This window comes from Pedobacter agri (assembly GCF_032678665.1).
Classification (GTDB): Bacteria; Bacteroidota; Bacteroidia; order Sphingobacteriales; family Sphingobacteriaceae; genus Pedobacter; species Pedobacter agri_A.
In genome coordinates, this window is sequence record NZ_JAVTSH010000005.1 from 103,210 (window position 1) to 127,136 (window position 23,927).

The window sequence follows — 23,927 nt, forward strand, 5'->3', positions numbered from 1 at the left end:
TTTATTTGTGTTTTAATTATTATTTGGCCTCGTAAATTTCAGTTTCAATGATGCTCAAACCACCTTTTGATTTAGTTTCTGCCCGCTCGATTCCATCATCTAATTTTTTTCCATTTACTTCTACACCAATTTTACCACTTTCAACAGTTTCTTTACCTGAGCCTAATAATTGGATGGTCACGGTTTTCCCTTTGGCTGGCTTGCAAATGGCCGTAAAATAACCCAGGCTAGGGATGGTAGTTCCTTTGAAAACTTCTTTATCATCAACCAGAATTCTGATGGGATAAGCCTTGGTTCTGAAGCCGTTTACTTTAAGTTCTACTTGTGTTACCGTGGTTTCTTTTTCCAGATTATATTTTATCCAGGCAGTATTCAAATTACCATCGTTAACCCAGTCGCTCAGTTCATTATCATCATAACTTAAATTGGCTTTATCAGCGTTAGCGCCGGCAGTAGCCGCAATTATTTTCACCGTTTTTCTACTGATTTGATAGGTTTGTGCTGCTGGTGTCGCACCTCTCTTTAAACTTGGCTTCAAACCATCTGCAGGAAACTGAGAAGCTAAACCATTTTGAACGGTTACCGGAAGTGTTGTCAATTCGATCATTCCCGATTTTAAACCAGCTGATTTTGCTGTGATCTTGATTTTCCCTGCTTCGGTTGTTGATCTGATCAAAATACGATTGACACCGCCTTCTACAGGTAATTGTTTTGATAAGATATAGTTGTCTGGGCCTTGTGCCAAACCACCACGCCATTCAGCAGGACCAGCAATTTCGAAATCAATCATATTTAAAGCAATTGGACAGCGATTACCTGTTGCATCTACTACTTCAACTTGCACTAAAGCCAAATCAGCACCATCAGCCTTAAAGCCTGTTGGATGATGCATTTTAGTTAATTTTATGGCCGCAGGTTCTCCGGAAGTTTTTAGTTGTGTTTCTGCAAGTTTAAGGCCTTTATTGTCGTAAGAAACAGCTTTTAAAACCCCTGCTTGAAAATTTACATCTTTGAAGGTGAACAAAAATCCATCTCTTTTGGTTCCAAAACCAAGCGATTTCCCGTTAAGGAACAACTGGGCTTTATCGCCTGAAGCAATTACATAAACGTTTTTCTTCGTTCCGGCTTTGTAATTCCAATGACCAACGATATGAATGCCTGTTTTTTTGGCATCAACCCAACCATCCCACATTACTTTGTGCGCAAAAAAACCATCTTTTGGAATCCTCATTGGATCAACTTCTCCGCTGCGGCGGTAATTTTCTTCGCCTCGGTAATGCGTATTAGAATCAGAAAAAATTATGTTTACACCGCCCGAGCTTACCCTGGTGCCAGTTCCTGGTCGTTCTTTATAATATTCGTTCCACCTCACCACATTTTCAATGGCATGCGTATCCTGGTTTCTATTGTAGGTACTTGCATCAGCACCTTTGTACAATGGTCCGGCACCGTCTTTATGAAAAGGAGGAGAGAACTCATCCCAATATTTACGTAACCCCTCATCTCTCGAGTATTCCATCGACCATAAAGGTTTTGATGCACTTTTATTAATGTAAAGCATTTCACCACCATATTCTGCAGCAGGAATATCCAACATTTCCCTCGATCCGATTGCCCTTCCGCCGTTAGGATCATATTGATCGCGAATGGCTTTCATTTCGTCCATGTGTGCGGCGCTGATGGATTCGTTTCCACATTCGTAAAATAAAATACTGGGGTTATTTCTGTTGTAGATAATGGCATCGGTCATTACCGATTTACGCTGATCCCAACGGGTTCCCGTAACATCTTTTTCCGCATCGCCAGCTGGCATCGCCTGAATTAGACCCACACGGTCGCAAGACTCAACGTCTTGTTTCCATGGCGAAATATGCATCCAGCGAACCAAATTTGCATTGCTTTCCACCATTAAACCGTTGCTGTAATCGCTTAACCATGCCGGTACAGATAAACCTATTGCCGGCCATTCATTACTGGTGCGTTGTGCATAACCCTTCATCATCAAAACGCGATCATTCAAATAAACCATCCCGTTTTTAAATTCTCCTTTTCTAAAACCAGTTTTGGTTTTTAACTCATCCACTGCAATGCCACTTACTTTTAAACGCGAAATCACCGTGTAGAGATAACCATAACCCCAGCTCCAGAAGTTTAAACCATTCACTAATGATTCTGCCTTTAAGGTTATGATGTTACCAGGTGCAATATCCTGAATAGATGAACTGTATGTTTTAATGCTTTTGCCATCTGCATCAACAATTTCTACCTCATATTGAACTTTTTTAGTTTCACCGGTTTCATTTTTAACTTCCGATTCAGCAACCACAATGGCACTTTTACCGGTGATATTGAAATCTTTGGCGTAGATGTAATTCCCAGTCGTTTTTAACAGGGCGTTTAAGGGTAGCGTTTGATAAAGTTTGCCTGTTACATGTAAACGAACATTTTTTGAGATGCCGCCGTAATTGGCGTTAAAATTTTTATCGCTCCATTGGTAGCCCGAATTGGTTGCTTTTTCTTTATAATTCCAGGCATTGTCTATTCTAACGGCCAATACGTTGTCTTTTTTCGGGTCAATCAAATCGCTGATATCAAAACCAAAAGCGGTAACTCCGTTTTCATGACGACCAATAAATTTGCCATTCAAATAAAATTCTCCGGCTTGCCTGATGCCTTCAAATTCGAGAAATACTTTTTGATCTTTTGCATCAGCCACTTTGAAATGTTTGCGGTACCAGGCTATTCCTGTAGATAATTGCTCAATCGATTTTTTAAAAGCCTCGTCTTCATTCCAGGCATGAGGAAGGGTAATGGTTTTCCAGGTTTGATCATCGAAATCGGTAGCAGAAGCATTTTCATTGTCGCCAACAAAAAGTTTCCAGCCAGGATTAAAATTGTATGTTTTACGGGTGTTCTGTGCCTGGAGGTTTGCTGCGATCAAGCTGCAAAAAATAAAAAGGAAGAAGTATTTCATTGTATTTGGTTAGTGGGTCAATTTTACATAAAGCGGCTCATCTCTATCGCATGAAATTTCGCCGTTGTTGTATTTCAGTTCGGCCATTTGGATAGAACTTCTTCTGGTTGTATAATTATCAATTCCTTTGTTTTCGGGTGTTTTTCCAGGATGGGTAAAATAATAAACATAAGCTTTTCCATTGTTTACCAGTACGTCGCAATGTCCACCCATTACACCATCGTCTGTACCTTTGCCAGGTTCCTGCAGAATGTTTTTCTCCTGTCGTTTCCAGTTTAGTAAATCTGTAGAAGCGTAAACACCAAGGCCTTTCCAATTATCCACAATCATCCAGTAGGTGTTTTTCCAGTAAAAAACCTTCGGACCCTCGCAACCCCTGTCGCCGACGATGCGTTTTCCGCTATCTTCCCAATGGTATAAATCTTTACTATCAGCATAAAAAATAGATTTTCCAGCCATTTCATTGTTGTAATACATTCGCCAACCCTGGTTATTGGGAAGTTTGAATACGCAGGCATCGATACATCGATCAGAAGCTAATTCTAATTTCGATTCGAATTTCCAGTTGATGAGGTTTTTGCTGGTTAAGTGAACGATGTACCGGGGATGACGCCAATCTTTGAACACGCCGGGTACGTAGGTAAGGTACATGTGATAGATACCTTTGTTTTCGATAACCTCTGGAGCCCAATGGGTATAATCCGTTAAGCGGTATTGGATATCGCAGGTATCGCGGTATTTCCACTTCACGCCATCTTTTGATTCTGCAATGCCAATTCTGGTGGCGTGAACCCAGCTTACGCCATCTAAATTTTTCTCATTGGCCCTTCTGTTGGTGTAAAACATGAACCATTTTTTCTCTCCTTTGTTCCAGATTACCACCGGATCAGCCGCACCATCATAAACCGGATCTCTGAAAAGTGGCTTATCAATTAGCAGTTTGTTTTTTTGTTGAGCAAAACTAATTAGTGATGTAAAAAGTAAACAGGCAAGGATAATTCGTTTCATCGATAGTTGGCTAGTACAAGATTAAGGTGTTTGATGCCATTACAAAGGGCGAAAAACTGATCTTAAAACTGAGATATATTTGGTTAAATGCTTATACGATTTTACGGTTTTTTGGCTGGTAAACCATCCTGTTCTATCCTGTCAAATATGCGTTTAAGTGGTTTAATAAGGTATTGATTTTCATTTCAATCGTTTGAAAAAAAAATATCAACTCCTGAGCTGAAAAATGGGTAAAAAAAGGGCAATTAACAAAAAGTTAATTGCCCCTGAAGATTATGAAAGGTAAAACCTACCAATTAGGATTTTGCATCGTTTGCTTTTGTGCAGGTGTTAATGCGGCTCCATTGATTTTGATTACATCCAGGTAGGATTGAGGGAGTGGTCGCAAATAATGTTTGTTTTCCAGCGGTTTAGCCTCTAAGTTAAATGCGGTTGTTCTTGCAACTAATGTTTTAGTACGGGCAAGGTCTTCCCATCTTACTAGTTCTCCCATTAGTTCTCTCGAGCGTTCGTTTAAGATAAAAGCAGTGAATTTATCAGCATTTGATGTTGCACCAATTTTATCGTAAAAATCTTTATTTGAATTAAAGATATCAGCTTCGCTATTTAAGTGCATTGTGGTTAAAGTATTCGTTGTTGTAACAGCAATATTGTTCGACTCGAAATAAGTATTTCTATCTGAATAAGAGGTGTTCAGGTTAGTAACCGCGGGATTGGTTTTGTAAGATACACCACCATCAACATAGGCAGCACGATCTTCACCATCTTTATAAGCGGCACGGTCTCGAACTTTATTGATATACCCAATTGCCTGAGCATATAAACCTTGTCGCCCAGCAGCTTCGGCAGCAATTAAATAAGTTTCGCCCAATCTTGCCAAAATACCATCACGCTGACCAAATTGTGAAGCCACCAAATTTCTGGAACCATCCATAAACTTAGATAAAGCTACGTATTGGCTCACACCATAATTTCCATGAGCGTTTAAATAGCTTTGCGCCTGTCCTGAAAAATATCTTACAAACATGGTTGGCGCTCTTAAGCCAATGTTCGTACTGGTATAACGGGTGTCGCCGGCATCATTAACAATATAAAGAATCGATTCCTGACCAACATTAAACTTATTTTGATTTACCAAAGCCGGCGTTGGTGCGTTAGCAGCGGTCCATTTAGGCAAATTATTGGCATTATTAGCGATATACCTTGTTTTAAAACTTTTCCAGAATCTTGAGTCGTTTACGCGGTCAAAAACATCAATTGCGTAATCAGTTGTCTTCATTCTTTGAAACTCACGTCCACCAGCGATATCACGTACCATGCCTGGTTGAGTTTGATAAATTGATGGGTAGTATAAGTGTACCTGATTACCATAACGACCTTGCGTAGCTGTATTATTAGAGAACTGTGCTGCTAAAATAATTTCTCTATTGGTTTCATTCGGGCCATCAACGGTAGTGAAATTCCAAAGATCGCTATAGTTAGTTGCTAACGTGTGTGCGCCACTATTGATCACTAAGTCAGCATATTTAATAGCATTTTGAAGATCTACAGTTTTTGTATCACTATTCCAATCATTATAAAGTTCGCTGGCACGGAACAAATAAGCTTTGGCTAAAAAGTGTGCAGCTGCCCATTTGGTAATTCTTCCACTTTGGCCTGGTGTGGCAGGCAGTAAATCATAAGCTTGAGTAAAATCTTTAATTACCTGGTCGTAAACTTCCTTAGCTGAATTCCTGGGAAATTCCTCTTGAATTATTTCTGCAGATTCAAGCTGTAGTGGCACCCCGCCAAATTGCTTTACTAACTTAAAGTAATCGAACGCACGCATAAAATAGCCTTCACCTAAACGGGCATTTTTATTTGCACCTTCGTAGTAAACTGGAACATTCTTGATTACGATGTTTGCCGAATTGATATTGGCATACATATTATCGAAGATGGCCCGTACATCACTATTAAAAGAATTTAAGGTTCCATCATAGGAGTTCCACATTTGTTCGGTTCTATCTCCGCCAACTGTAAACTCATCAACACCATAATTGGTTGTAGTGTAAGCCCAAGTATAATTGAAGTGAAATTTTAAGGATTGATACATTCCTACAACCAAATCTTCAAGACCACCCGTGGTTTTGAAATCAGCAGTTGTTCTGGCATTAATGATATTTTCATCAAGGAAACTTTTTTTGCAGGCAGTAGGCAAAACCATTATGCCTCCAATTAATGCAGCACCTGATATTAGTTTTATAATCTTTTTCATATGAATATTTTTTTATGAAGTGAAGCTTACATAATTAGATTACGTAAACTTTAAAATCAATTTATAGGTTAGAAACTTGCATTAACGCCAAATACTACACCTCTGTTAAAAGTAGAACCTCCTAAATCAGGATCAATCCATTTGATATTGGAATAAATTAAACCTGGATTAACTGCTTGTGCATAAATTCTTAATCTGGATAAAGTTAATTTCTTCGCGATATTTTCTGCAAAGTTATAACCCAATGATATGTTTCTGATTTTAATGAAAGATCCATCCTGATAATTCATAGAGCTCTTGTACTGGTCTCCAGCTGCGCTGGCGTAATTTGGTGATGGGTAGTCATTTGTAGGATTAGTAGGTGTCCAATAATCTAAAACTCGCTGCGCAAAACGACCCTGTAATGCTTCTGCACCAGTTTCTATTAAGAAATTATATCGGGCTACGATGAAAATCGATAAATCAAAATTTTTGTAACCAAATGTGTTGGTTAATCCCCCAGTCCAACTTGGGTTATAGTGGCCAATTACCTGACGGTCATTATTTGCATCGATTCTATAATCACCATTTAAATCTCTTACTCTAATGTCTCCTGGATTAAAATTGGCGCCATTAGCTCTAAACTTTGCCATTTCGGCTAAATCTTCTGTCGTATTTTGCCAAATGCCTTCTTTTACAAAGTCGTACGCTACACCATTTCTTTGGCCAAGGAATAAACGATTTGCAATAATGTCTCCAGTATTCAGTTTTACAATTTCATCTTTACTTACTGAAAAATTCAATGTTGATTCCCAAGTGAAATCTTTCGTTTTCAGGTTGATCGTGTTTAAAGTTAAATCCAAACCTCTGTTTTTAGTTTCGGCTATGTTATCGAAAGAAGTTCCATAACCATTGATAATCGGAATGTCTTTTAATAAAATCAGGCCAGTAGTTCTTGATTTATAAATATCCAAGGAACCAGAAATTCGGCCGCCTAATAATCCAAAGTCAAAACCTAAATTATATTGCAAAGTTTTTTCCCAGCTAAGTAGCTTATTTGGGAAAGAAATAGGATTCGCTAATGAAGCATCAGAAGCAACATATCCTACCTGAGCAGCACTACCAAAAGTATAGGTGAGGGGTTGTAATAAACCGAGTGTACTACCGATTTGTACTGATGAGTTACCGGTGCTACCCACACCTAACCTAACTTTAAGTGAATTAACCCACTTAATATCTTTCATGAAATCTTCCTGATCTATACGCCACGCAAATGCAGCAGAAGGGAAGAAATCCCATTTATTACCAGCTGCCAATTGTGAGGCACCATCCCAACGGCCAGATGCGGTTAACAAATACTTATTATCAAAGGTATAATTAATCCTTCCCATGTAAGATTCGAGATTGGTTTCTGAAAGGTTAGTATCAAAACCATCCAAAGCAGTAATGTTGGCACTTCTCAATCCATACCAAAGTGGTGCTGCCAGATTGATTCGGCTACCTCGCATTGAGGAAGACTCATCTTTATTATATGACGAACTTTGTAATAATGTTGCCCCGAAATTATGCTTGCCTATAGTTTTATCATAATATACTAAATGATCTAATGTATAGGCAAATTTATTACTCTGATCTAGTTGAGCATAGTTGTTATTAGATCCAGGTACGCCGGCATCTCTATTTACAGAACGGGCATCCTGATACCTACCATTGTAAAAGTTTGAAAAGTCAGGTCCGAAATTAATACGGTATTTTAAACCTTTCATCAGGTTGATTTCAGCGAAAGCAGAGCCTAAAGTTCTAAGTGTTTTACGCAAATTGATATTGTAATCTGCTTCTAAAACAGGATTCTGAATATTGATATCACCTCCGGGCAGGTTAATTCTATTTCCATTAGGATCAAATGGAATGGCCAAAGGTAACATTCCACGAGCTGCAGCGTAAATATTGCCAGCGCCAGATGCGCTCGCTGCCTGGAAACCGTAATTCTGCAGTCCATAGGTTGCATTCAAATTTAGTCCCATTTTAAACCATTTTACTGGGTTAATTTCAACACTTAGTTTCCCACTATATCTTTCAAAATCCTGCCCTAATTGGGTTCCTGTTTGATTTAAATAACCAAATGAACCATAGGCCTTAATTTTATCTGTACCACCGCTTACGCTTAATACATGATCTTGAGTAACACCTGTTCGCGTTACCAAATCGCCCCAATCAGTGGTTGGAATTAAGCTTCCATCATAAGTACCATTTGCCCAACCTTTCTGTATATTCTCAAGCGTATAGTTATCGCCTGCGAAAATTCTTCTGTCATCAGCCAATGTTGGTACTATTGGATAGGTAGAGTTTGCTGCTGCATTAGGATTTAAAAACCCAACACGTCGGTAGGCATCCCTTCTGAACTGAACATATTGTTCTGAGTTCATCATTTCCATTCTATCCTGCAGGGTTTCAATTGTTGCTGTACCTACATAGTCCATGGTTAAACGACCTGTTTTACCCTTTTTTGTCGAAACCAGAATTACGCCATTTGCACCGCGTGATCCATATATCGCTGTTGCAGATGCATCTTTTAAAATGTCAATGTTTTCTATGTCATTTGGATTAATCGCATCTATTCCGCCAAATTGCAAGGGAATACCATCTACAACATATAAGGGCGCATTACTTGCGTTGATTGATCTTACTCCACGAATTAATATACTTCCTAATTGGCCCGGGCGCTCATTTGAAGTGATATCAACACCTGCTGCCTTACCCTGAATAGCCTGCAATGCATTTGTTACCGGTCTTGATCTAATCTCCTCCGCACCAACACTTACTACTGATCCCGTTAAATCACTTTTCTTTACAGCGTTGTACCCCACGATTACAACTTCATCAAGATCATTAATGGAACTTTTTAATTGAACGGCGATGGTGGTTTTTCCGCTAACGGGAACCTCTTGAGTAACGTAGCCAACATAAGTTACCACTAATATCGGATCAGTAACTGTTGATGGAATGTTGATTGAAAAAGCACCATTCGCATCAGTTGTAGTAACCACGGAAGTTCCTTTCACTTTGATCACTACGCCAACGAGGGTTTCTCCTTTATCGTCGGTAATTTTTCCTTTTAAAGTTACATCAAGCTTCTTGCTATTCTTTTCGAAAAACACGTTTACATTTTCGGCATCTGTTGCCGCAAAAACGGTTGTGCTCATGAGCATAAATGACAAAGCAGAGGCACCCATAATGAGGAACTTTTTTCTGCTCGACGCATTTAGCCGATGATTTGATTTTGATTGGAAATTCAAATACATGGTTATGATTTTAATTAATATTCGGTTAGTGTTTTGGAATCAATGAGTGGCATATCTATTACATACTTAGCGCTTAAACTTGGTGCTTTTGTAATTAAATAAGCGCATTACTTACGATAAGCTCGAAGTTAGTCACTGATACCGTTTATATATTTGGTTGAATTTTATACGAGATTAGCGGATTTAAATAATTATTCCATCCTGTTCTATCCTGTAAAAGGTGTTTAAATTTTCTCAGGGCATTCAAAATAGCATATATTTAAATTTCTTTGAAAGATTATGGAGGCTAATACCTGAGGTTAGAATGAGGCTCACAAAAAGATCAGATTAGAGCAATTTGGTTCAAAAATTCTGACAAGCTTGTGGTGAGATTAACTTCCCTGATTCATTGAAAATGTTATGATTTGGAAGTTCTAGAATTGATTATAAAAGCTGATACTGCTCAGCTAAGAGAAGATGTTTTCGAGGAATTGGGAGAATTTTTATTCGGCAATAAAACGAAGACAATAAAAAAACGGTGGGCATTTAGCAGTGGCGCTAAAAACGCAATAATTGCATTGGCCAGTTTTTTAGCGACCAATGCAATATTTAAAAAGATAGTTAACAGATTTAGGCTAATCTTCCAGGTAACTTTTAAGAGAATTTAACGCATCTTCCCAGCCTTCCTGGTGGGGATGTATTCCTTCATGCTCGCTCTGATTTTCTTGTGTGACGATGAGCTGCGACCCATCTTCTGCATCTTTGAATTCGACGGTTAAAAGATAGTTTCCATTTTCCAGCGCCTGGTTGTCCATAATCCAATTCCAGGTATACACTAATTTTTCTTCAGGTAACACACTTTGATATTCTCCCTCAATAGTAAGTTGCCCTTCCTGCGATTCGTCTTCAAATTTGTAAAGTATTTTACCGCTGTCTTCAATCTCATTCTCTAAGGTAGTCAAGGTTCGGCCGGCTGGTTTCCACCAGGCTTTCAGTGCAGACGCTTCCGTCCAGGCTTTAAAAAGTTCAGCTGCACTAACCTTAAAATTTTTGGTGATGGTGATAGGTTCATTTTTCATAATATGATAGGGATTTATAAATACAACAGCATTCAAGTTAAAAGGTTCCCTTTTTTCTCTGGTAATCAATCTGCTAATTGTCTGATCGCTCGATGCTCAATGTTGATATCTTCAAAACGTTATTTTTCAGAATTTAGATCACTTTTCCCTAATTGTTGGTCGGCTCTTGAGTTAATCAAATGGCCATTCCACTTCCACCTATCACTTTAATGCCATCATCAAATTGTTTCCAGAATCGGATGTAGCGATATTTTGCTTCAAATTTTTGTTCGTTATATTCTCCTTTTATCTCAATGATTACGGTTACTATAGCAGTGTCATGGATTATGTTCAAGTTTTCAATTTTAGGGAAGAGTTCTTTAATTCTTAATTTTCCTTCTCGGTAGGTATCCATATCAATTGCTTTCGTGATTACATCTCCACTAGGAATAATAAACAATAAATCATCGTGCAAGAGCTCGTCCAGCACATTGATATCACCATTTTTCATGGCAGTGTACAGCTGCTCTTCATGAGCTAAGATGTTTGTTTTTGTGATCGAAATATTATTCATGATGCAAAAATTAAATGTTTACAAATTATAATCCGCTTCCCATTCTAATATGGTGAAATTAGGAAATAAATGTGCTGAATGATAAAGAATCGATCATCAGTGTAAACAGGTCGTAATATTTTCAATTTCAAAGTTTTCGCTCAATGTATCGGTTAATGCAAATGTTTCTAGATATCAAATGATTTAATCTTTATCCTGACGTTGAAAAAGCTAGATTTGGGGAATGAATGTTAATGCTTTATGGGAGGTGTAATTGAAATGATGCTAGTGCCTATCATCATCATTGGTGGTATGGCCTATAGTATTGTAGCGAAAAAATTAACCGTGCCTGCCGCTTGTATTGGAGGCTTATTGGCCATCACCATATTTATGGCTGCCGGACTAACTGGTGTAGCGATGATGACTGCCTTTTTCCTGTTGGGCTCGCTGGCCACATCCTGGAAACAGGAACTTAAAAATAAATTTGTCGATACCCCTGAAAACAAAACCGGTAGAAAAGTTTCTCAAGTTTTGGCCAATGCGGGTGTTTCCGCTTTAGCTGGGCTATTAATTCTTTTTTATCCCCGGCAAACTGATTTACTTTTGCTGGCGATGGCGGCTGCTTTCGCTTCTGCCACAGCAGATACTTTGTCATCTGAGCTCGGAATGGTTTATGGTACCAGATTTTTCAACATCAAAACGTTTAGAGCTGATGAGTGCGGCAGGGATGGGGTGATCAGTTTGGAAGGTTCGGTAATCGGTTTTATTGGCAGCTGCCTGATTGCATTGGTACATGCAATAGGTTACGGCTTTCATTTGAGCTTTTTTTGGATTGTGCTTGCAGGAACATTTGGTAATCTGTTGGATTCGATTTTGGGCGCTGTTTTTGAACGGAAAGGGTTGATAGGTAACAACGCCGTCAACTTTCTTAGCACCCTATCAGCGGGACTAATCGCACTGCTTTTGGGCGCAGTAATTTGAGCTAATCGGTGTTTAAAATTATCATCCAGCAAGCGTCAATGGCTTAACCCCATTCAAATCACAAAATTTAGAATGGGATTAAGCCATCGTTTATTTTGATCTTCATTCAGATCTGCGACAATAACCAACGCAGGAAAATGACTCAGGCTATTTGAGCTTAATCGCTCAGTGATTAAACATTTCCGTAGGCATTTGATTGTCCACCATCAATGGCGATTACCTGTCCGTTAACGTAGCTGCAATCGTCGCTGAGCAAGAAGACAACCAGTTTAGCAACTTCTTCTGGTCTGCCAAGTCTTTTTGTTGGATTAGCCTTTGCGTATTCGTCTTCGGCTGCCTGCGGATTACTTGGATTAACCTGTTTAAAAGCTTCTGCCACCATTGGCGTTAAGATTGCTCCGGGTGCAATGGCATTTGCAAGGATACCAAATTTTCCATACTCCAATGCCGTCGTTTTGGTTATGCCAGCTACAGCGTGTTTGGTTGCAACATAAGGTGTCTGGTTCATCACGCCTCTTATTCCGCCCACCGATGCGACATTTACAATACGGCCATATTCTTGTTTTTGCATCACAGGAATAATGTATTTGAGTCCGAAATAAACACCCATCAGATTAATATCAACCACTTTTTTGAATACTTCCAGGTCATAATCAACCAAGGGTGCCTGTCTTCCTTCTATGCCGGCATTATTGTAAAAACCATCAATGCGTCCAAACGCCTTAAGGGTATCTTCCACGAAACTTTTAACTGATTCCTCATTTGAAACATCAGCTACGGTGGTCAGTATTTGAGTGTCTGGATAACCAGACTTAATTTCATTTTTTGCATTTTCCAATGATTCGGGATTAAAATCTATCAGAGACAATAAGGCGCCATTTTTGGCTGCTTCTAATGCACTTGCAAGTCCGAGTCCCATTGCGGCACCGGTAATAATAATTACTTTATTCTTTAACTTTTCCATATGATTGTACTTAAGGGAATGTGACAGGCATTCTCCAGTTGTAAGGATATTAACAATCCTTGATTAGCAAAGTTGGAGAAACTGAGCTGGTATAATTAGCACTTTCGGGACTTTTGTAAGCATTATTTGAACACTTACGGCAATTTTTTACAATGAAGTGTTTTGTGTTGTATTAGCCCTGAACTGCTCTGGACTCATATTGGCATGTTTGCGGAAGTAACGGGAAAAATAGGACTGATCAGAGAATCCCAATTGATAAGCGATTTGTTTAATCGACTGCCCGGGTTCCTGTAAGGAACGCTTGCTTTCCAGTAACAACAATTGATTGCAAAGTTGATTTAGGGTAAACCCAAGACTTTCCTTAAGTATTTCATTCATCCTTTTTGGTGACAATCCAACTTGAGCAGCATAAAATGTTACTGGCTGCTGTGTCTTGAAATTTGATTCTATCAGTTGCAGCAAACGAATTATTCTTTCATCTTTATGAGAAAAGCTGAGGGGTAGTGCATTAGAGAATCGGTGAAGGATTAGCAGGAAAGCTTTGGTATACATTTCCAGTAACTTCATGTCAGATTCTCCCTGAAATTCGGATTGTAACAGTAAAAACAAATGGTTCAGTTCAGTTAGTTTGTCTGGTGGAACCACAATTCCATTATTTTCAAACGGCAGGAAGAGTTGGTTGATCGCCGTTTCGGTTATGGCGTGAAAAAAATCATTGGAAAAAACGATTACCCTGGCGTTTGGCAGGCTTTGCGAGGGAATGGCGTGTACCTGATTTTTTGCCAGAAGGTAAATGGTGTTTTTTTTAATCGGGTAAGGTTCGAAGTCAATGTAGTGTATGTCCTGATCTTCTGTAAACCAGATGATTGCATAAAAATGAATGCGGTGGTGAAGAAAATGTTGACCAAATGCCACCTTCTCTTCTGATACCATAAATGGGGTATCGGGAAGAACATGTACGGGTAGCAATTCTTTTTCCTTCATGGTTCTTTTAAATTTGATGCTTTTGGTTATGATGAAAAACCCAGCACTTTGAAAGCCTCACGTTTGTACCGTTCCAAATGCTTGTTATAAAGGTCCTGATCAGCAATCATACTAAGGTAATAATATGCACCGTCAGAAATCACAAAGATAATATCCGCTGCTTCTTCTGCATCCTGGGTAATAATCAGTTTCTGATCAATACAATTTTGTATTAATTTTTCGAGCCACTTTCTTAACAATACATGTAGGTCTCGAAAGTGATCCCGAATCTTCTCATTTCTGAAAATAAGTGCAAAGCAGTTGTAAAAAATACTATCGTCTACATAGCTGTTCCACTTTCTCGAAAAGATATTTTCCAACACTGCTTTTAGTTTGCTTAGCGGATCCTGATACTCATCCTGAGGTTCGTATACATTTTGGTAACCAGTTAAGATAAAGTCAATCAGGCCCAGCAACATTTCATCTTTATTAGAAAAATAGTGTACCACTAAGCTCTGGTGCATATCAAGCTCTTTGGCAATTTTACCAAAAGAAACATTTTCAATTCCTTCTATTCGGGCAATGTCATAAAAGGCCTGTATAATTTTTTTCTGCTGGCCTTCCTTTAAGCTTTTTCTTCCCATACAAATTCTAAACTATAAATTTTCTGCGAATTAACATGTTTTAAAATAGATTTACTGAATGGTCAATTTATTTAATAAATATTTTATGATGCCTTAACATTCCGATGGTTCCTTTGCAGCATAAATCAAACAACATGAAAAAAATTTACTTATCCCTATTAGTATGTTTTTTACTTGGCTCTGTTAACGTTTTTGCACAGCAAAAAGTAAGTGGAACGGTAAAAGATGACCTTGGTGAAACGCTGGTTGGTGCTTCCATACAAGAAAAAGGAAAACCAAACGGTACACAGACAGATGTAGACGGACATTACACATTAACCGTAAGTAATCCTGATGCGGTATTAATTTTCACCTACATCGGTTACATTAAACAGGAGGTTGCGATTGGAAGCCGTAAATCTGTTGATGTAATTTTAAAGAAAAACGACGCTGATCTGAGCGAAGTGGTTGTGGTAGGTTATGGAACACAGAAAAAAGTAAATCTATCTGGTGCTGTAGATCAAGTCAATGCCAAAACATTAGCCAGCCGGCCAATTGCAAACGTAGCTCAGGGTTTGCAAGGTTTAGTGCCAAACTTAAACATCGATTTTGGTTCCGGAGCACCTGGCGCTACGGCAAAAATTAATATTCGCGGTATAACATCCATCAATGGGGGAGATCCGCTCATCCTGATTGACAATGTGCCTTCTGATGCAGCAGAACTCAATCGTTTGGCAACGCAAGACATCGAGAACATTTCGGTGATTAAAGATGCATCTGCTTCTGCGATTTATGGTGCAAGGGCAGCCTTTGGGGTAATTCTAATTAAAACCAAAACCGGCACTCAAGACGGCGTAACCGTTAGCTACAGTAATTTTGTCTCGTTAAATAAACCGACCGTTATTCCTGATAAGGTTACTGACCCTTATATCTATTCGCGTTTATTAGAACTTTCAACCAATAATACCCCATGGGATAATGTAAATTATAGCGACCAGTTTTACCAATATGCCAAAGAAAGGTCAGATAATCCTGATCTTCCGGGAGTGCGGATCAATCCCAGTGACAATAAACTTTGGGAATATATGGGTAACCAGGATTGGACACGTTATTTTTTAAACGACCAAACCTATTCGCATGACCATGCCTTATCGGTAAGCGGAAAATCTGAAAAGGCACAGTACTACATCTCTGGAAATTATAATAAGCAAAACGGGATGCTGAAAATTGCTGATGATTATTTTGACCGCTATAATCTGCGTAGCAAAGTAAATTATCAGGTTACACCTTGGCTGAGTTTTGGAAACAATACTTTTTTAACCAAAACACAGCGGGAAAATCCCAGCCAATATTCCATCACAGGTATTTATAATCTTTTTCCTACTGATTATGATAAAAATCCAGATGGAACATGGGCAAATAATGCTGTAGGCCGCACTGGCGCACAACTTACAAATGGCGGAAAAGCCAGTGATAAATATTTTAGTCTTCAAACCCAGTTCAATGCCGAAGCTTCATTATTTAAAAACATGTTGAAATTTAATACAGATTTCACTTATCGTAGGGGAGCTACGAACTATGACGAAAATACGGTGCCTTATAAAATCGGCTTTGGTCCTGATGATGTAAGAGAAGAAGGAAATAGTTATGCCCGTAAATGGACAGGTTTTGAAGACTATACCGTACTGAATGCTTATGTAACGTTCAACAAGCGTTGGCAAAAGCATGATTTTACTGCCTTGCTAGGTTACAACCAGGAGTACTTCCGCGAAGAGGAAAATGATACCAGGAGAACGAATTTGATTTCCGCATCGTATCCAACAATAGGCCTGGCTACAGGTGAACTTTCTGCCACGCAATCAATTAATGATTGGGCAGTACAAGGTTTATTCTTTCGCTTGAATTACATCTTTAATGATAAGTATATCTTAGAGCTTAATGGCCGTTATGATGGAAGTTCGCGTTTCCCAACTGATAAAAGATGGGGTTTCTTTCCTTCTGCTTCTGCTGCCTGGCGTATAGATCAGGAAGCGTTTATGCAAAGTTTACGCCCTGTAATCAGTAATCTCAAATTGCGTGCTTCATATGGTTCTTTAGGTAATCAGGCTGCATCAAACTACGGCTACATTTCTACCTTCAACCCTGTACGCTCCGGATACCTCATCGGTGGTTCCCTTCCATTAACGGTTACTACACCAGGCCTGGTAAGTCCAGATTATACCTGGGAAAAGGTAAATACGGCAAACCTTGGTACTGACATTGGTTTGTTCAACAATAAGGTGAATCTAACCTTCGATATCTATGAGCGTAATACCAAAGGCATGCTCGCAAATGGACGAGATTTACCAGATGTACTTGGCGCAACAGAACCCCGAGAAAATGCTGCCGATTTACGCAACCGTGGTTGGGAATTGTCGCTCGCTTACCAAACAAGTTTTAAAACCGCTAAAGATCCCATTGATTTCAATGCCCGGTTCTTATTGTCTGACAGCAGATCATATATCACCAGATTTGAAAACCCAAACCAGAGTTTAACGCAATATCGCGAAGGGATGGAACTTGGAGAAATCTGGGGATTGCAAAGTAATGGCTTGTTCCAAAACCAGGCAGAAATTAATGCTTTAGATCAGTCTTCCATTATTCCCTGGGGTGCGCTTTCTATTGTGCCGGGATGGCCGAAGTATATCGATCAGGACGGAAACGGAAAAATTGAAACAGGTTTAACTGCTGATGCAGCAAAAGATTTATCAATCATTGGTAACTCTGCACCTCGGTTCCGTTTTGGACTAGACCTTAACGCCAGCTGGAAAGGATTTGATGTAAGGGCATTTTTCCAAGGGGTTGCAAAGAGAGATTATTATCCGCTGGATTACCTTTACTGGGGATTCTATCAGCAGCCATATGCGGGAGGATATGCACATTTGCTGGATTTCTATCGCCCGAACAATGACAGTGCTGTGGATATGGCGAAACATTCGCAGGCTTACATCAATGCAGGCCTGGCCAATCAGAATCTTAACGCCCGATATCCGATTTTGCAGTCGTGGCTTGCGGACGTGAACTTAGGTACAAACATTCGCGATGCTAAAGGACTCGCTATTCCGCAAACAGGCTACATGCTTAATGGTTCTTACCTGCGTTTGAAAAACGTGACTATTGGATATACCATTCCAGCTTCCATTACCAAAAAATGGCACATTTCGAACCTGAGATTTTATGTTAGTGGAGAAAATATTTATGAATGGTCTGCACTTAAAAAGTTCTACGATCCTGAATCGATCAATGTAAATGATGTACTCAACCCACAGGCAACAAACACCAACCGTGCTGGAAATGGCTATGCTTATCCATGGCAAAGAAGATTCTCAGTGGGTTTAAATCTTAACTTTTAAACAAAGCAAAATGAAAAACTTTAATAAATATATTGTTAGTGTTGCTTTGGCAACGCTGAGCTTAAGTGGCTGTAAAAAAGACTTTTTAGACAGACAACCACAAACTTCAATCGGTAGCGATAACTTTTTTAACAATGAGCAGGATTTGAAGCTATACATTACTAATTTATACAACTTTGCAGGCGTGGGCATCTTTAATGATGACCGGGCAACAGACAATGCGGCCACAACCGGTAATGTGGAAATTAAAACCATGATGGTCGGGAATCCTGGTCCATCAACCATAACAGCCGGATGGGATTGGGGGCAATTGCGAAGTGCCAACGACTTTCTGGATAATTTCAGAAAAGCGCCCTTAAGTGCTGAAGTGCTGAATCATTACGAAGGATTGGCCAGGTTTTTCAGGGCACAATTTTATGTGGCAAAATTAAAACGTTATTCAGATATCCCTTTTTATGATAAAACAATAGCTACCAATGATAACGACTTGTTGATGAAAGGTCGGGATCCCCGTGCAACGGTTGTGGATAAAATCATGGAAGATTATGCCTTTGCAGCGCAATATGTGAGAGAAACAGCTGAAACCGGCGCCATAAACCGTGCCATTGTGAAAGCTTACCGAGCTAAATTTGCACTTTATGAGGGAACATACAGACGTTATCATAGCGAGTTGAACCTGGCCAGCACTGCACCACAATTTCTCCAGGTTGCCAGGGATGTATCACGCGACATCATGACAAGCGCCAAGTATAGACTATACAGTACCGGCAATCCAGCTCAGGATTATCTGAACCTGTTTATCCAACCCAGTTTACTCAACAATCCTGAAGTTTTACTGGCTGTTTATAACGAAAGCGGCATTCGCAACAGTGGCTGGAGCGAAACAGTATTTGGTAATTACGAGGTTTCTCCGGCAAAAGACTTATTGCAGGATTACCTGATGAAAGATGGAACTTACTATACCAATCAAGCCGGTTATGCTACCTTTTCATTTGTACAGGAGTTTCAAAACCGCGATCCTCGGTTAAGCCAAACCTACGCTTATCCGGGTTTTAACCTTGCAAATGTGCGTACTTACTCGCAAGGTGGTGGTTTGTATGTGCAACAACTGGCTAAAAACTTTACAGGCTACCATCAGGTAAAAGGCTTTGTAAATGACCCTACAACGGCTGCCATGCAAACCGTAGATGTGCCAATTCTTCGATATGCAGAGATTTTGTTAACCTTTGCTGAATCGAAAGCAGAACTTGGTGAATTGACTCAATCAGACCTTGATCAAAGTATCAATTTAATCCGCACCCGTGCAGGCATGCCGGCAATGTCTTTGAACCCAACGATCGATCCGGTACAAAATAGCCGATATCCGAATGTTTCTGGGGCACAAAAAGCTGCTATTTTAGAGATACGCAGAGAACGCAGAATTGAAATGGCTTTAGAAGGTTACCGCTTTGATGATTTAATGCGTTGGAATGCAGGAAAATTGTTGGAAAAAGAACAGGAAGGGATATATTTCTCCGGCTTGGGCAAACATGATTTAACTGGTGATAATGTTCCTGATATTATTTTACTGGCGAATAATGAGTCTATTCCCGCTGTTAAGGAAAAAAATGCATTAGGTAAAGATTTTATTTATTACCGCACCGGAACCATTGGACAGGACGCTGGAGTATTTTTGAAAAACGGAACTTCAGGAACGGTGCAAACCATTGCCGATAATGGTACTTTCCTGGAGCCAAAATATTATTACAGACCAATTCCTCAAAGTCAGGTATTGCTAAATCCTAATTTAAAACAAATATTCGGCTGGTAAACGATTCATTATATGAGAAAATCAATTTTAATAGCACTTTTTGCAAGTGTAGCACTAAGTGTAAATGCTCAAAAAAAGAAAGCGGTATTCATCATCATTGATGGGGTAGGAAAAGATGTGATCGAGAAGCTGGCAACGCCAAACATTCACGCGATTGCCAAAGAAGGAACATTAATTAGCGCTTACCAGGGAGGAGAACGTGGCGAGTATAATCAAACACCAACTATTTCCGCTCCGGGTTACAACAATGTGCTTACAGGGGTTTGGTTTAACAAACATAACGTTCCTGATAACAGCATTAAAGCTCCGAACTATTACTATCCAACCATATTTCGTTTTTTTAAAACCCAATATCCTGATAAAACAGTTGGTATTTTTTCCAGCTGGGAAGATAACCGGACTAAACTTGTTGGCGATGGTTTAACGCAAACTGGTAATATAAAGGTAGATTATAAGTTTGATGGTTTGGAACTTGATACCGTTAAATACCCACATGATAAGGCCCGCCAGTTTATGGCTAAAATAGATCAGGCAGTAACGGATGAAGCTGCTCGCCGCATTCGTGAGCAGGCGCCAGACTTATCATGGGTTTATTTAGAATTTACGGATGATATGGGGCATGCTTTTGGCGACAGCCAACAGTATAATGATGCCGTTGTCGCTGCCGATAAGCGAATTGGGCAAATTTGGGCAGCTGTAAAGCAACGTGAAAAGCAGTTTAATGAAGATTGGATTATTATAGTGACTACTGATCATGGCCGTGATCCAAAAACCGGTCGTGGTCACGGTGGCCAGTCTGATCGGGAACGTTCTTCCTGGATTGCAACTGATGCCAAGCCTTTAAATGTTTATGCCCAAAAAGGAAAAGCCAGTGTTGTTGATATTCTGCCAACCCTGGCAACTCATTTAGGTATCTCGCTTTCAGATGATCAAAAACGTGAATTGGATGGGGTAAGTCTGCTGGGAAAAGTTTCGCTTTACAATGTCGAGGCTAAACGAACAGATGATAAGGTAAATTTGAGATGGTTAATTGGAGAAGATACTGGAAAGGTGAAAATATCGCTAGCGCATACCAATAATTATAAACAGACGGGAAAAGCTGATGCCTATACTTTATTGGCAGAAGTGCCTGTAAATAAGGGTAGTTTTGATATTGATTTAAGCCAATATCCTAAATCCGATATTTATAAGGTTATCATTGAGGGAACACACAACACGGTAAACCGTTGGATCATTAATAAAAAATAATTTTATAAGCCATGCATCAATTCACTTTAGATTTAATTTTTGATACCATAGGATGGATTGGTGCATTGCTTTTCCTGATTTCTTATTTTCTGCTCATTAGCAAACGCTGGTTAGCTACCTCTTTTGCTTTTCACCTTTGTAATATATTGGGAGGTGTTTTATTAAGTGCGAGCACACTTTATGATGCTTCCTATCCTGCAACATTCGTTAACCTTGCCTGGGCAATTATTGCAGGTTATGGCATGTACAACGATCAAATAAAAAATAATAAACTCAAATCATGATGAAAAGGAGGGGTTTCATTCAGAACGCACTGTCTCTTGGGATAGGTGGAATGCTTACAAAAGTTAATGTAGGTAAAGTTGAGAAGCAAATGCCGGTTTTGAGAATTGCCCACATTACCGACGTACATATTAAAGCTAGCGACAGCATACCTGCAAGAGCAGCTCAATATTTAAAAAAAGCTTTATCCGCTAATAATGTTGATTTTATTTTAAATGGGGGAGATGCAATTTTTGATGCATCGTATGAAAATGTTACCCGAGAAATGGTTACCGAGCAGTGGGCAGTTTGGGACGAGTTTATCAGCAATACGAATTTAAAGGTCTATAGTTGCATTGGAAACCATGATCCCTGGTGGAAAGCACCATCTGAATCGGATGCAATGTATGGACTTGATTATGCAGCAAAACGATTAAAAATGCCATACCGCTATTATAGCTTTGATCAAAAAGGCTGGCACTTTATTATTCTGGACGGTAATCAAAAAGGTACCAGGTTGGATGTTATTCAGATGGATTGGCTCAAAAATGATTTAGCTAAATTACCCGCAAACACACCGGTTCTGATCATGTCTCATTATCCTATTCTTTCTTCAACATGCGCCTGGAGTGGCGGCCAGCATGGAGATTACAAGGAATTAAAGTCGCTTTTTTTTCAACATAAAGACAAAGTAAAAGTTTGCCTTAGTGGTCACCAGCACTTGGCAGATGAGGTAAGTTATAATGGCACTTCCTACTTTTGTAATGGTTCATTGAGTGGTTTTTGGTGGGGTGAAGGCGATAAAGAGTCGGCAGGCAAATATTATTATCAGGAAACGCCGCCGGGTTATGCCCTCCTAAATCTTTATGCTAATGGAAGCGTAGAAAATCAATACATCGCCCTGGAAAAGTTATAAGAAGGCTTAGCTTCATTTTCGTCTTTCAAATAGAGATTAAGGCTGGAGGGATTTTACCGCGATTGTAACAAATATTATTTACGGTTATCAAACAAGCAGAAATCCAAAATCATGAATCCAAACCGCCTTGTTTTTACCCTGATTTTCTGTTTTATAGCTTTGAAAAACTATAGCCAGCAAAGTATTGTCCCAAAAAATAATATTGTTGAATCAAAGTGGATTCATAATACAAATTATGAGATGAAATGGACCATGCTTCGCGATACCAACAGATTAGACATAGGAACCGTTAAAACCAACGTTATCGTTTCGAAAAAAGATATCCTGGTTGTTACTGCGGTTCATTTGAAAGGAGCAACAGCTGGTTGGATAGACTCTACCATTGTTAAAAAAACAGATCTTTCACCGGTTTATCATTCGTCTTTCAATGCGCAGCGAGACATGATTATTTATTTCGGAAAAACAATTACCGGATATTATCATGATAAGAAGACAGGGGAAAAGAAACAGATTTCGGAACAGGTAGCGCCCGGTTATTTTGATAGCAACTTTTATCCTATGCTAATCAACTGGCTGCCGCTCAATCTATCTTTAAAAACTGATATCGCCATTTTTGACTATAATCCAAACGGTAAAACTGGACTAATGAAAGCCAGCATATTGAGTGTTGCTGAGGGCGTTTACCAAAGCAAAAAGATAGGAAAGCGATCGGCGTGGATTGTAGAAGTTAAAGATGAAATTGGTGGTGCAAATGGCGCAACAAGTTTTTATTATATTGACAAATTGACCCGTCAACTCTATAAACAGGAAATTTCTGCAGGCAATCGGAAAATGGAAATGACGCTCTTAGAATAGCGATTAATGTTGCGTAAAATTTAGCTATACAGCAAATCTATACTCGACAATTCAACAAGTTAAGGTTTCGGTTAATAAAAAAAACTGAAAATAAATAAAGCGATAGCTTTACGGAATATCGTAAACATATTGGTGCAGCTAATGTTATTGGTTTGAATCAAAATTTTATGATTGCATTTATACTAACCAAGCCTAATAGTAAATCAATAATTGATGTGCCATCTATTGTTACGGCAGAGCATTTATTGGTTAACGATTTATTAAAAAATGACCTCTCAGCTTTTAATAAATTTTATAAAATGTACGCACCAAACCTCATGGGTGTGATCATGAAAATTGTTAATCAACAGGAAACAGCCGAGGATTTGCTTCAGGAAGTATTTTTGAAAATTAGAAAATCATTGCATACATACGATGAGAAAAAATCTCGTCTTTTCACCTGGATGCTTAATATCACCCGTAATACAGCACTTGATCACTTACGCAAAAAGTCTTACAGGCAAGAGAAAACGAATGTTTTTTTTGAAGATGTTACTATCGAACTAGAAGCGCATACGTTTTCTATGAATACCGATGCAATAGGAATTAAAAAACTCCTGGAACAATTATCTCCAAAACAAAAACTTGTGCTCGATCTTGCCTATTATCAAGGTTATACCCATGAAGAAATTGCAGAGCGGCTAAGCATGCCGGTTGGAAGCGTAAAAACCTCTCTACGCCAGGCAATTATAAGCCTGAGGGTGATATTTGGGGAGTGTTAGCCGTAAATTTTTAATGTAATACAGTTGGCTACAAGATCAGCCA

At 39.1% G+C, this 23,927-nt stretch carries 17 protein-coding genes; 8 read left to right on the plus strand and 9 right to left on the minus strand.

Annotation, left to right across the window (positions count from 1 at the left end):
* Positions 1-19 precede the first annotated feature (19 nt).
* The 6 genes from R2Q70_RS11740 to R2Q70_RS11765 form a co-directional block, all read right to left on the minus strand.
* Complete coding sequence (locus tag R2Q70_RS11740; RefSeq protein WP_316807767.1) at positions 20-2,974, minus strand: glycoside hydrolase family 2 protein; 2,955 nt, start codon at positions 2,972-2,974, stop codon at positions 20-22.
* Positions 2,975-2,983: 9 nt separating this feature from the next.
* The gene (locus tag R2Q70_RS11745; protein WP_316807768.1) at positions 2,984-3,982 is read right to left on the minus strand and encodes a family 43 glycosylhydrolase; all 999 of its coding nucleotides are present in this window, start codon (positions 3,980-3,982) and stop codon (positions 2,984-2,986) included.
* 289 nt (positions 3,983-4,271) lie between these two features.
* Positions 4,272-6,239, minus strand: a complete 1,968-nt coding sequence (locus R2Q70_RS11750) for a RagB/SusD family nutrient uptake outer membrane protein (protein WP_316807769.1) — start codon at positions 6,237-6,239, stop codon at positions 4,272-4,274.
* A gap of 68 nt (positions 6,240-6,307) precedes the next feature.
* Complete coding sequence (locus tag R2Q70_RS11755; RefSeq protein ID WP_316807770.1) at positions 6,308-9,520, minus strand: TonB-dependent receptor; 3,213 nt, start codon at positions 9,518-9,520, stop codon at positions 6,308-6,310.
* Positions 9,521-10,134: 614 nt separating this feature from the next.
* Positions 10,135-10,578: an SRPBCC family protein gene (locus tag R2Q70_RS11760; protein ID WP_316807771.1), complete on the minus strand. Its 444-nt coding sequence runs from the start codon at positions 10,576-10,578 to the stop codon at positions 10,135-10,137.
* A 175-nt stretch (positions 10,579-10,753) separates the two neighbouring features.
* A complete protein-coding gene (locus R2Q70_RS11765) occupies positions 10,754-11,131 on the minus strand; it encodes a nuclear transport factor 2 family protein (RefSeq protein WP_316807772.1) in 378 nt (125 codons plus the stop codon).
* Positions 11,132-11,371: 240 nt separating this feature from the next.
* Here R2Q70_RS11765 and R2Q70_RS11770 point away from each other — a divergent pair, with 240 nt between their 5' ends.
* Entirely contained in the window at positions 11,372-12,091 is a 720-nt protein-coding gene (locus R2Q70_RS11770; protein ID WP_316807773.1) for a DUF92 domain-containing protein, read from the plus strand.
* A gap of 172 nt (positions 12,092-12,263) precedes the next feature.
* On the opposite strand, the gene R2Q70_RS11775 is transcribed toward R2Q70_RS11770, so the two are convergent.
* From R2Q70_RS11775 to R2Q70_RS11785, 3 genes are all read right to left on the minus strand, one after another.
* Positions 12,264-13,055, minus strand: a complete 792-nt coding sequence (locus R2Q70_RS11775) for a glucose 1-dehydrogenase (RefSeq protein ID WP_316807774.1) — start codon at positions 13,053-13,055, stop codon at positions 12,264-12,266.
* A gap of 147 nt (positions 13,056-13,202) precedes the next feature.
* A complete protein-coding gene (locus R2Q70_RS11780) occupies positions 13,203-14,039 on the minus strand; it encodes an AraC family transcriptional regulator (protein WP_316807775.1) in 837 nt (278 codons plus the stop codon).
* A gap of 26 nt (positions 14,040-14,065) precedes the next feature.
* Entirely contained in the window at positions 14,066-14,662 is a 597-nt protein-coding gene (locus R2Q70_RS11785) for a TetR family transcriptional regulator (RefSeq protein WP_316807776.1), read from the minus strand.
* Between the two features lie 134 nt (positions 14,663-14,796).
* On the opposite strand from R2Q70_RS11785, the gene R2Q70_RS11790 reads away from it, so the two are divergent.
* From R2Q70_RS11790 to R2Q70_RS11820, 7 genes are all read left to right on the plus strand, one after another.
* A complete protein-coding gene (locus R2Q70_RS11790; RefSeq protein WP_316807777.1) occupies positions 14,797-18,033 on the plus strand; it encodes a TonB-dependent receptor in 3,237 nt (1,078 codons plus the stop codon).
* A 10-nt stretch (positions 18,034-18,043) separates the two neighbouring features.
* A complete protein-coding gene (locus tag R2Q70_RS11795) occupies positions 18,044-19,843 on the plus strand; it encodes a RagB/SusD family nutrient uptake outer membrane protein (RefSeq protein ID WP_316807778.1) in 1,800 nt (599 codons plus the stop codon).
* A 12-nt stretch (positions 19,844-19,855) separates the two neighbouring features.
* On the plus strand, positions 19,856-21,091 hold the full coding sequence (locus R2Q70_RS11800) for an alkaline phosphatase family protein (protein ID WP_316807779.1): 1,236 nt from the start codon (positions 19,856-19,858) through the stop codon (positions 21,089-21,091).
* An 11-nt stretch (positions 21,092-21,102) separates the two neighbouring features.
* On the plus strand, positions 21,103-21,375 hold the full coding sequence (locus tag R2Q70_RS11805) for a CBU_0592 family membrane protein (protein ID WP_316807780.1): 273 nt from the start codon (positions 21,103-21,105) through the stop codon (positions 21,373-21,375).
* Positions 21,372-22,268, plus strand: coding sequence for a metallophosphoesterase family protein (locus tag R2Q70_RS11810; RefSeq protein WP_316807781.1), 897 nt, complete (start codon positions 21,372-21,374; stop codon positions 22,266-22,268). Before R2Q70_RS11805 ends, R2Q70_RS11810 begins: the two co-directional genes overlap by 4 nt.
* Before the next feature lie 111 nt (positions 22,269-22,379).
* The gene (locus R2Q70_RS11815) at positions 22,380-23,123 is read left to right on the plus strand and encodes a hypothetical protein (RefSeq protein ID WP_316807782.1); all 744 of its coding nucleotides are present in this window, start codon (positions 22,380-22,382) and stop codon (positions 23,121-23,123) included.
* Positions 23,124-23,290: 167 nt separating this feature from the next.
* Positions 23,291-23,884: a sigma-70 family RNA polymerase sigma factor gene (locus R2Q70_RS11820; protein ID WP_316807783.1), complete on the plus strand. Its 594-nt coding sequence runs from the start codon at positions 23,291-23,293 to the stop codon at positions 23,882-23,884.
* Positions 23,885-23,927: the final 43 nt, after the last annotated feature.

Coding starts and splice junctions, on each gene's coding strand:
- R2Q70_RS11740 (WP_316807767.1), bottom strand. CDS start 2,974: ATGAAATACTTCTTCCTTTTTATTTTTTGCAGCTTGATCGCAGCAAAC.
- R2Q70_RS11745 (WP_316807768.1), bottom strand. CDS start 3,982: ATGAAACGAATTATCCTTGCCTGTTTACTTTTTACATCACTAATTAGT.
- R2Q70_RS11750 (WP_316807769.1), bottom strand. CDS start 6,239: ATGAAAAAGATTATAAAACTAATATCAGGTGCTGCATTAATTGGAGGC.
- R2Q70_RS11755 (WP_316807770.1), bottom strand. CDS start 9,520: ATGTATTTGAATTTCCAATCAAAATCAAATCATCGGCTAAATGCGTCG.
- R2Q70_RS11760 (WP_316807771.1), bottom strand. CDS start 10,578: ATGAAAAATGAACCTATCACCATCACCAAAAATTTTAAGGTTAGTGCA.
- R2Q70_RS11765 (WP_316807772.1), bottom strand. CDS start 11,131: ATGAATAATATTTCGATCACAAAAACAAACATCTTAGCTCATGAAGAG.
- R2Q70_RS11770 (WP_316807773.1), top strand. CDS start 11,372: ATGGGAGGTGTAATTGAAATGATGCTAGTGCCTATCATCATCATTGGT.
- R2Q70_RS11775 (WP_316807774.1), bottom strand. CDS start 13,055: ATGGAAAAGTTAAAGAATAAAGTAATTATTATTACCGGTGCCGCAATG.
- R2Q70_RS11780 (WP_316807775.1), bottom strand. CDS start 14,039: ATGAAGGAAAAAGAATTGCTACCCGTACATGTTCTTCCCGATACCCCA.
- R2Q70_RS11785 (WP_316807776.1), bottom strand. CDS start 14,662: ATGGGAAGAAAAAGCTTAAAGGAAGGCCAGCAGAAAAAAATTATACAG.
- R2Q70_RS11790 (WP_316807777.1), top strand. CDS start 14,797: ATGAAAAAAATTTACTTATCCCTATTAGTATGTTTTTTACTTGGCTCT.
- R2Q70_RS11795 (WP_316807778.1), top strand. CDS start 18,044: ATGAAAAACTTTAATAAATATATTGTTAGTGTTGCTTTGGCAACGCTG.
- R2Q70_RS11800 (WP_316807779.1), top strand. CDS start 19,856: ATGAGAAAATCAATTTTAATAGCACTTTTTGCAAGTGTAGCACTAAGT.
- R2Q70_RS11805 (WP_316807780.1), top strand. CDS start 21,103: ATGCATCAATTCACTTTAGATTTAATTTTTGATACCATAGGATGGATT.
- R2Q70_RS11810 (WP_316807781.1), top strand. CDS start 21,372: ATGATGAAAAGGAGGGGTTTCATTCAGAACGCACTGTCTCTTGGGATA.
- R2Q70_RS11815 (WP_316807782.1), top strand. CDS start 22,380: ATGAATCCAAACCGCCTTGTTTTTACCCTGATTTTCTGTTTTATAGCT.
- R2Q70_RS11820 (WP_316807783.1), top strand. CDS start 23,291: ATGATTGCATTTATACTAACCAAGCCTAATAGTAAATCAATAATTGAT.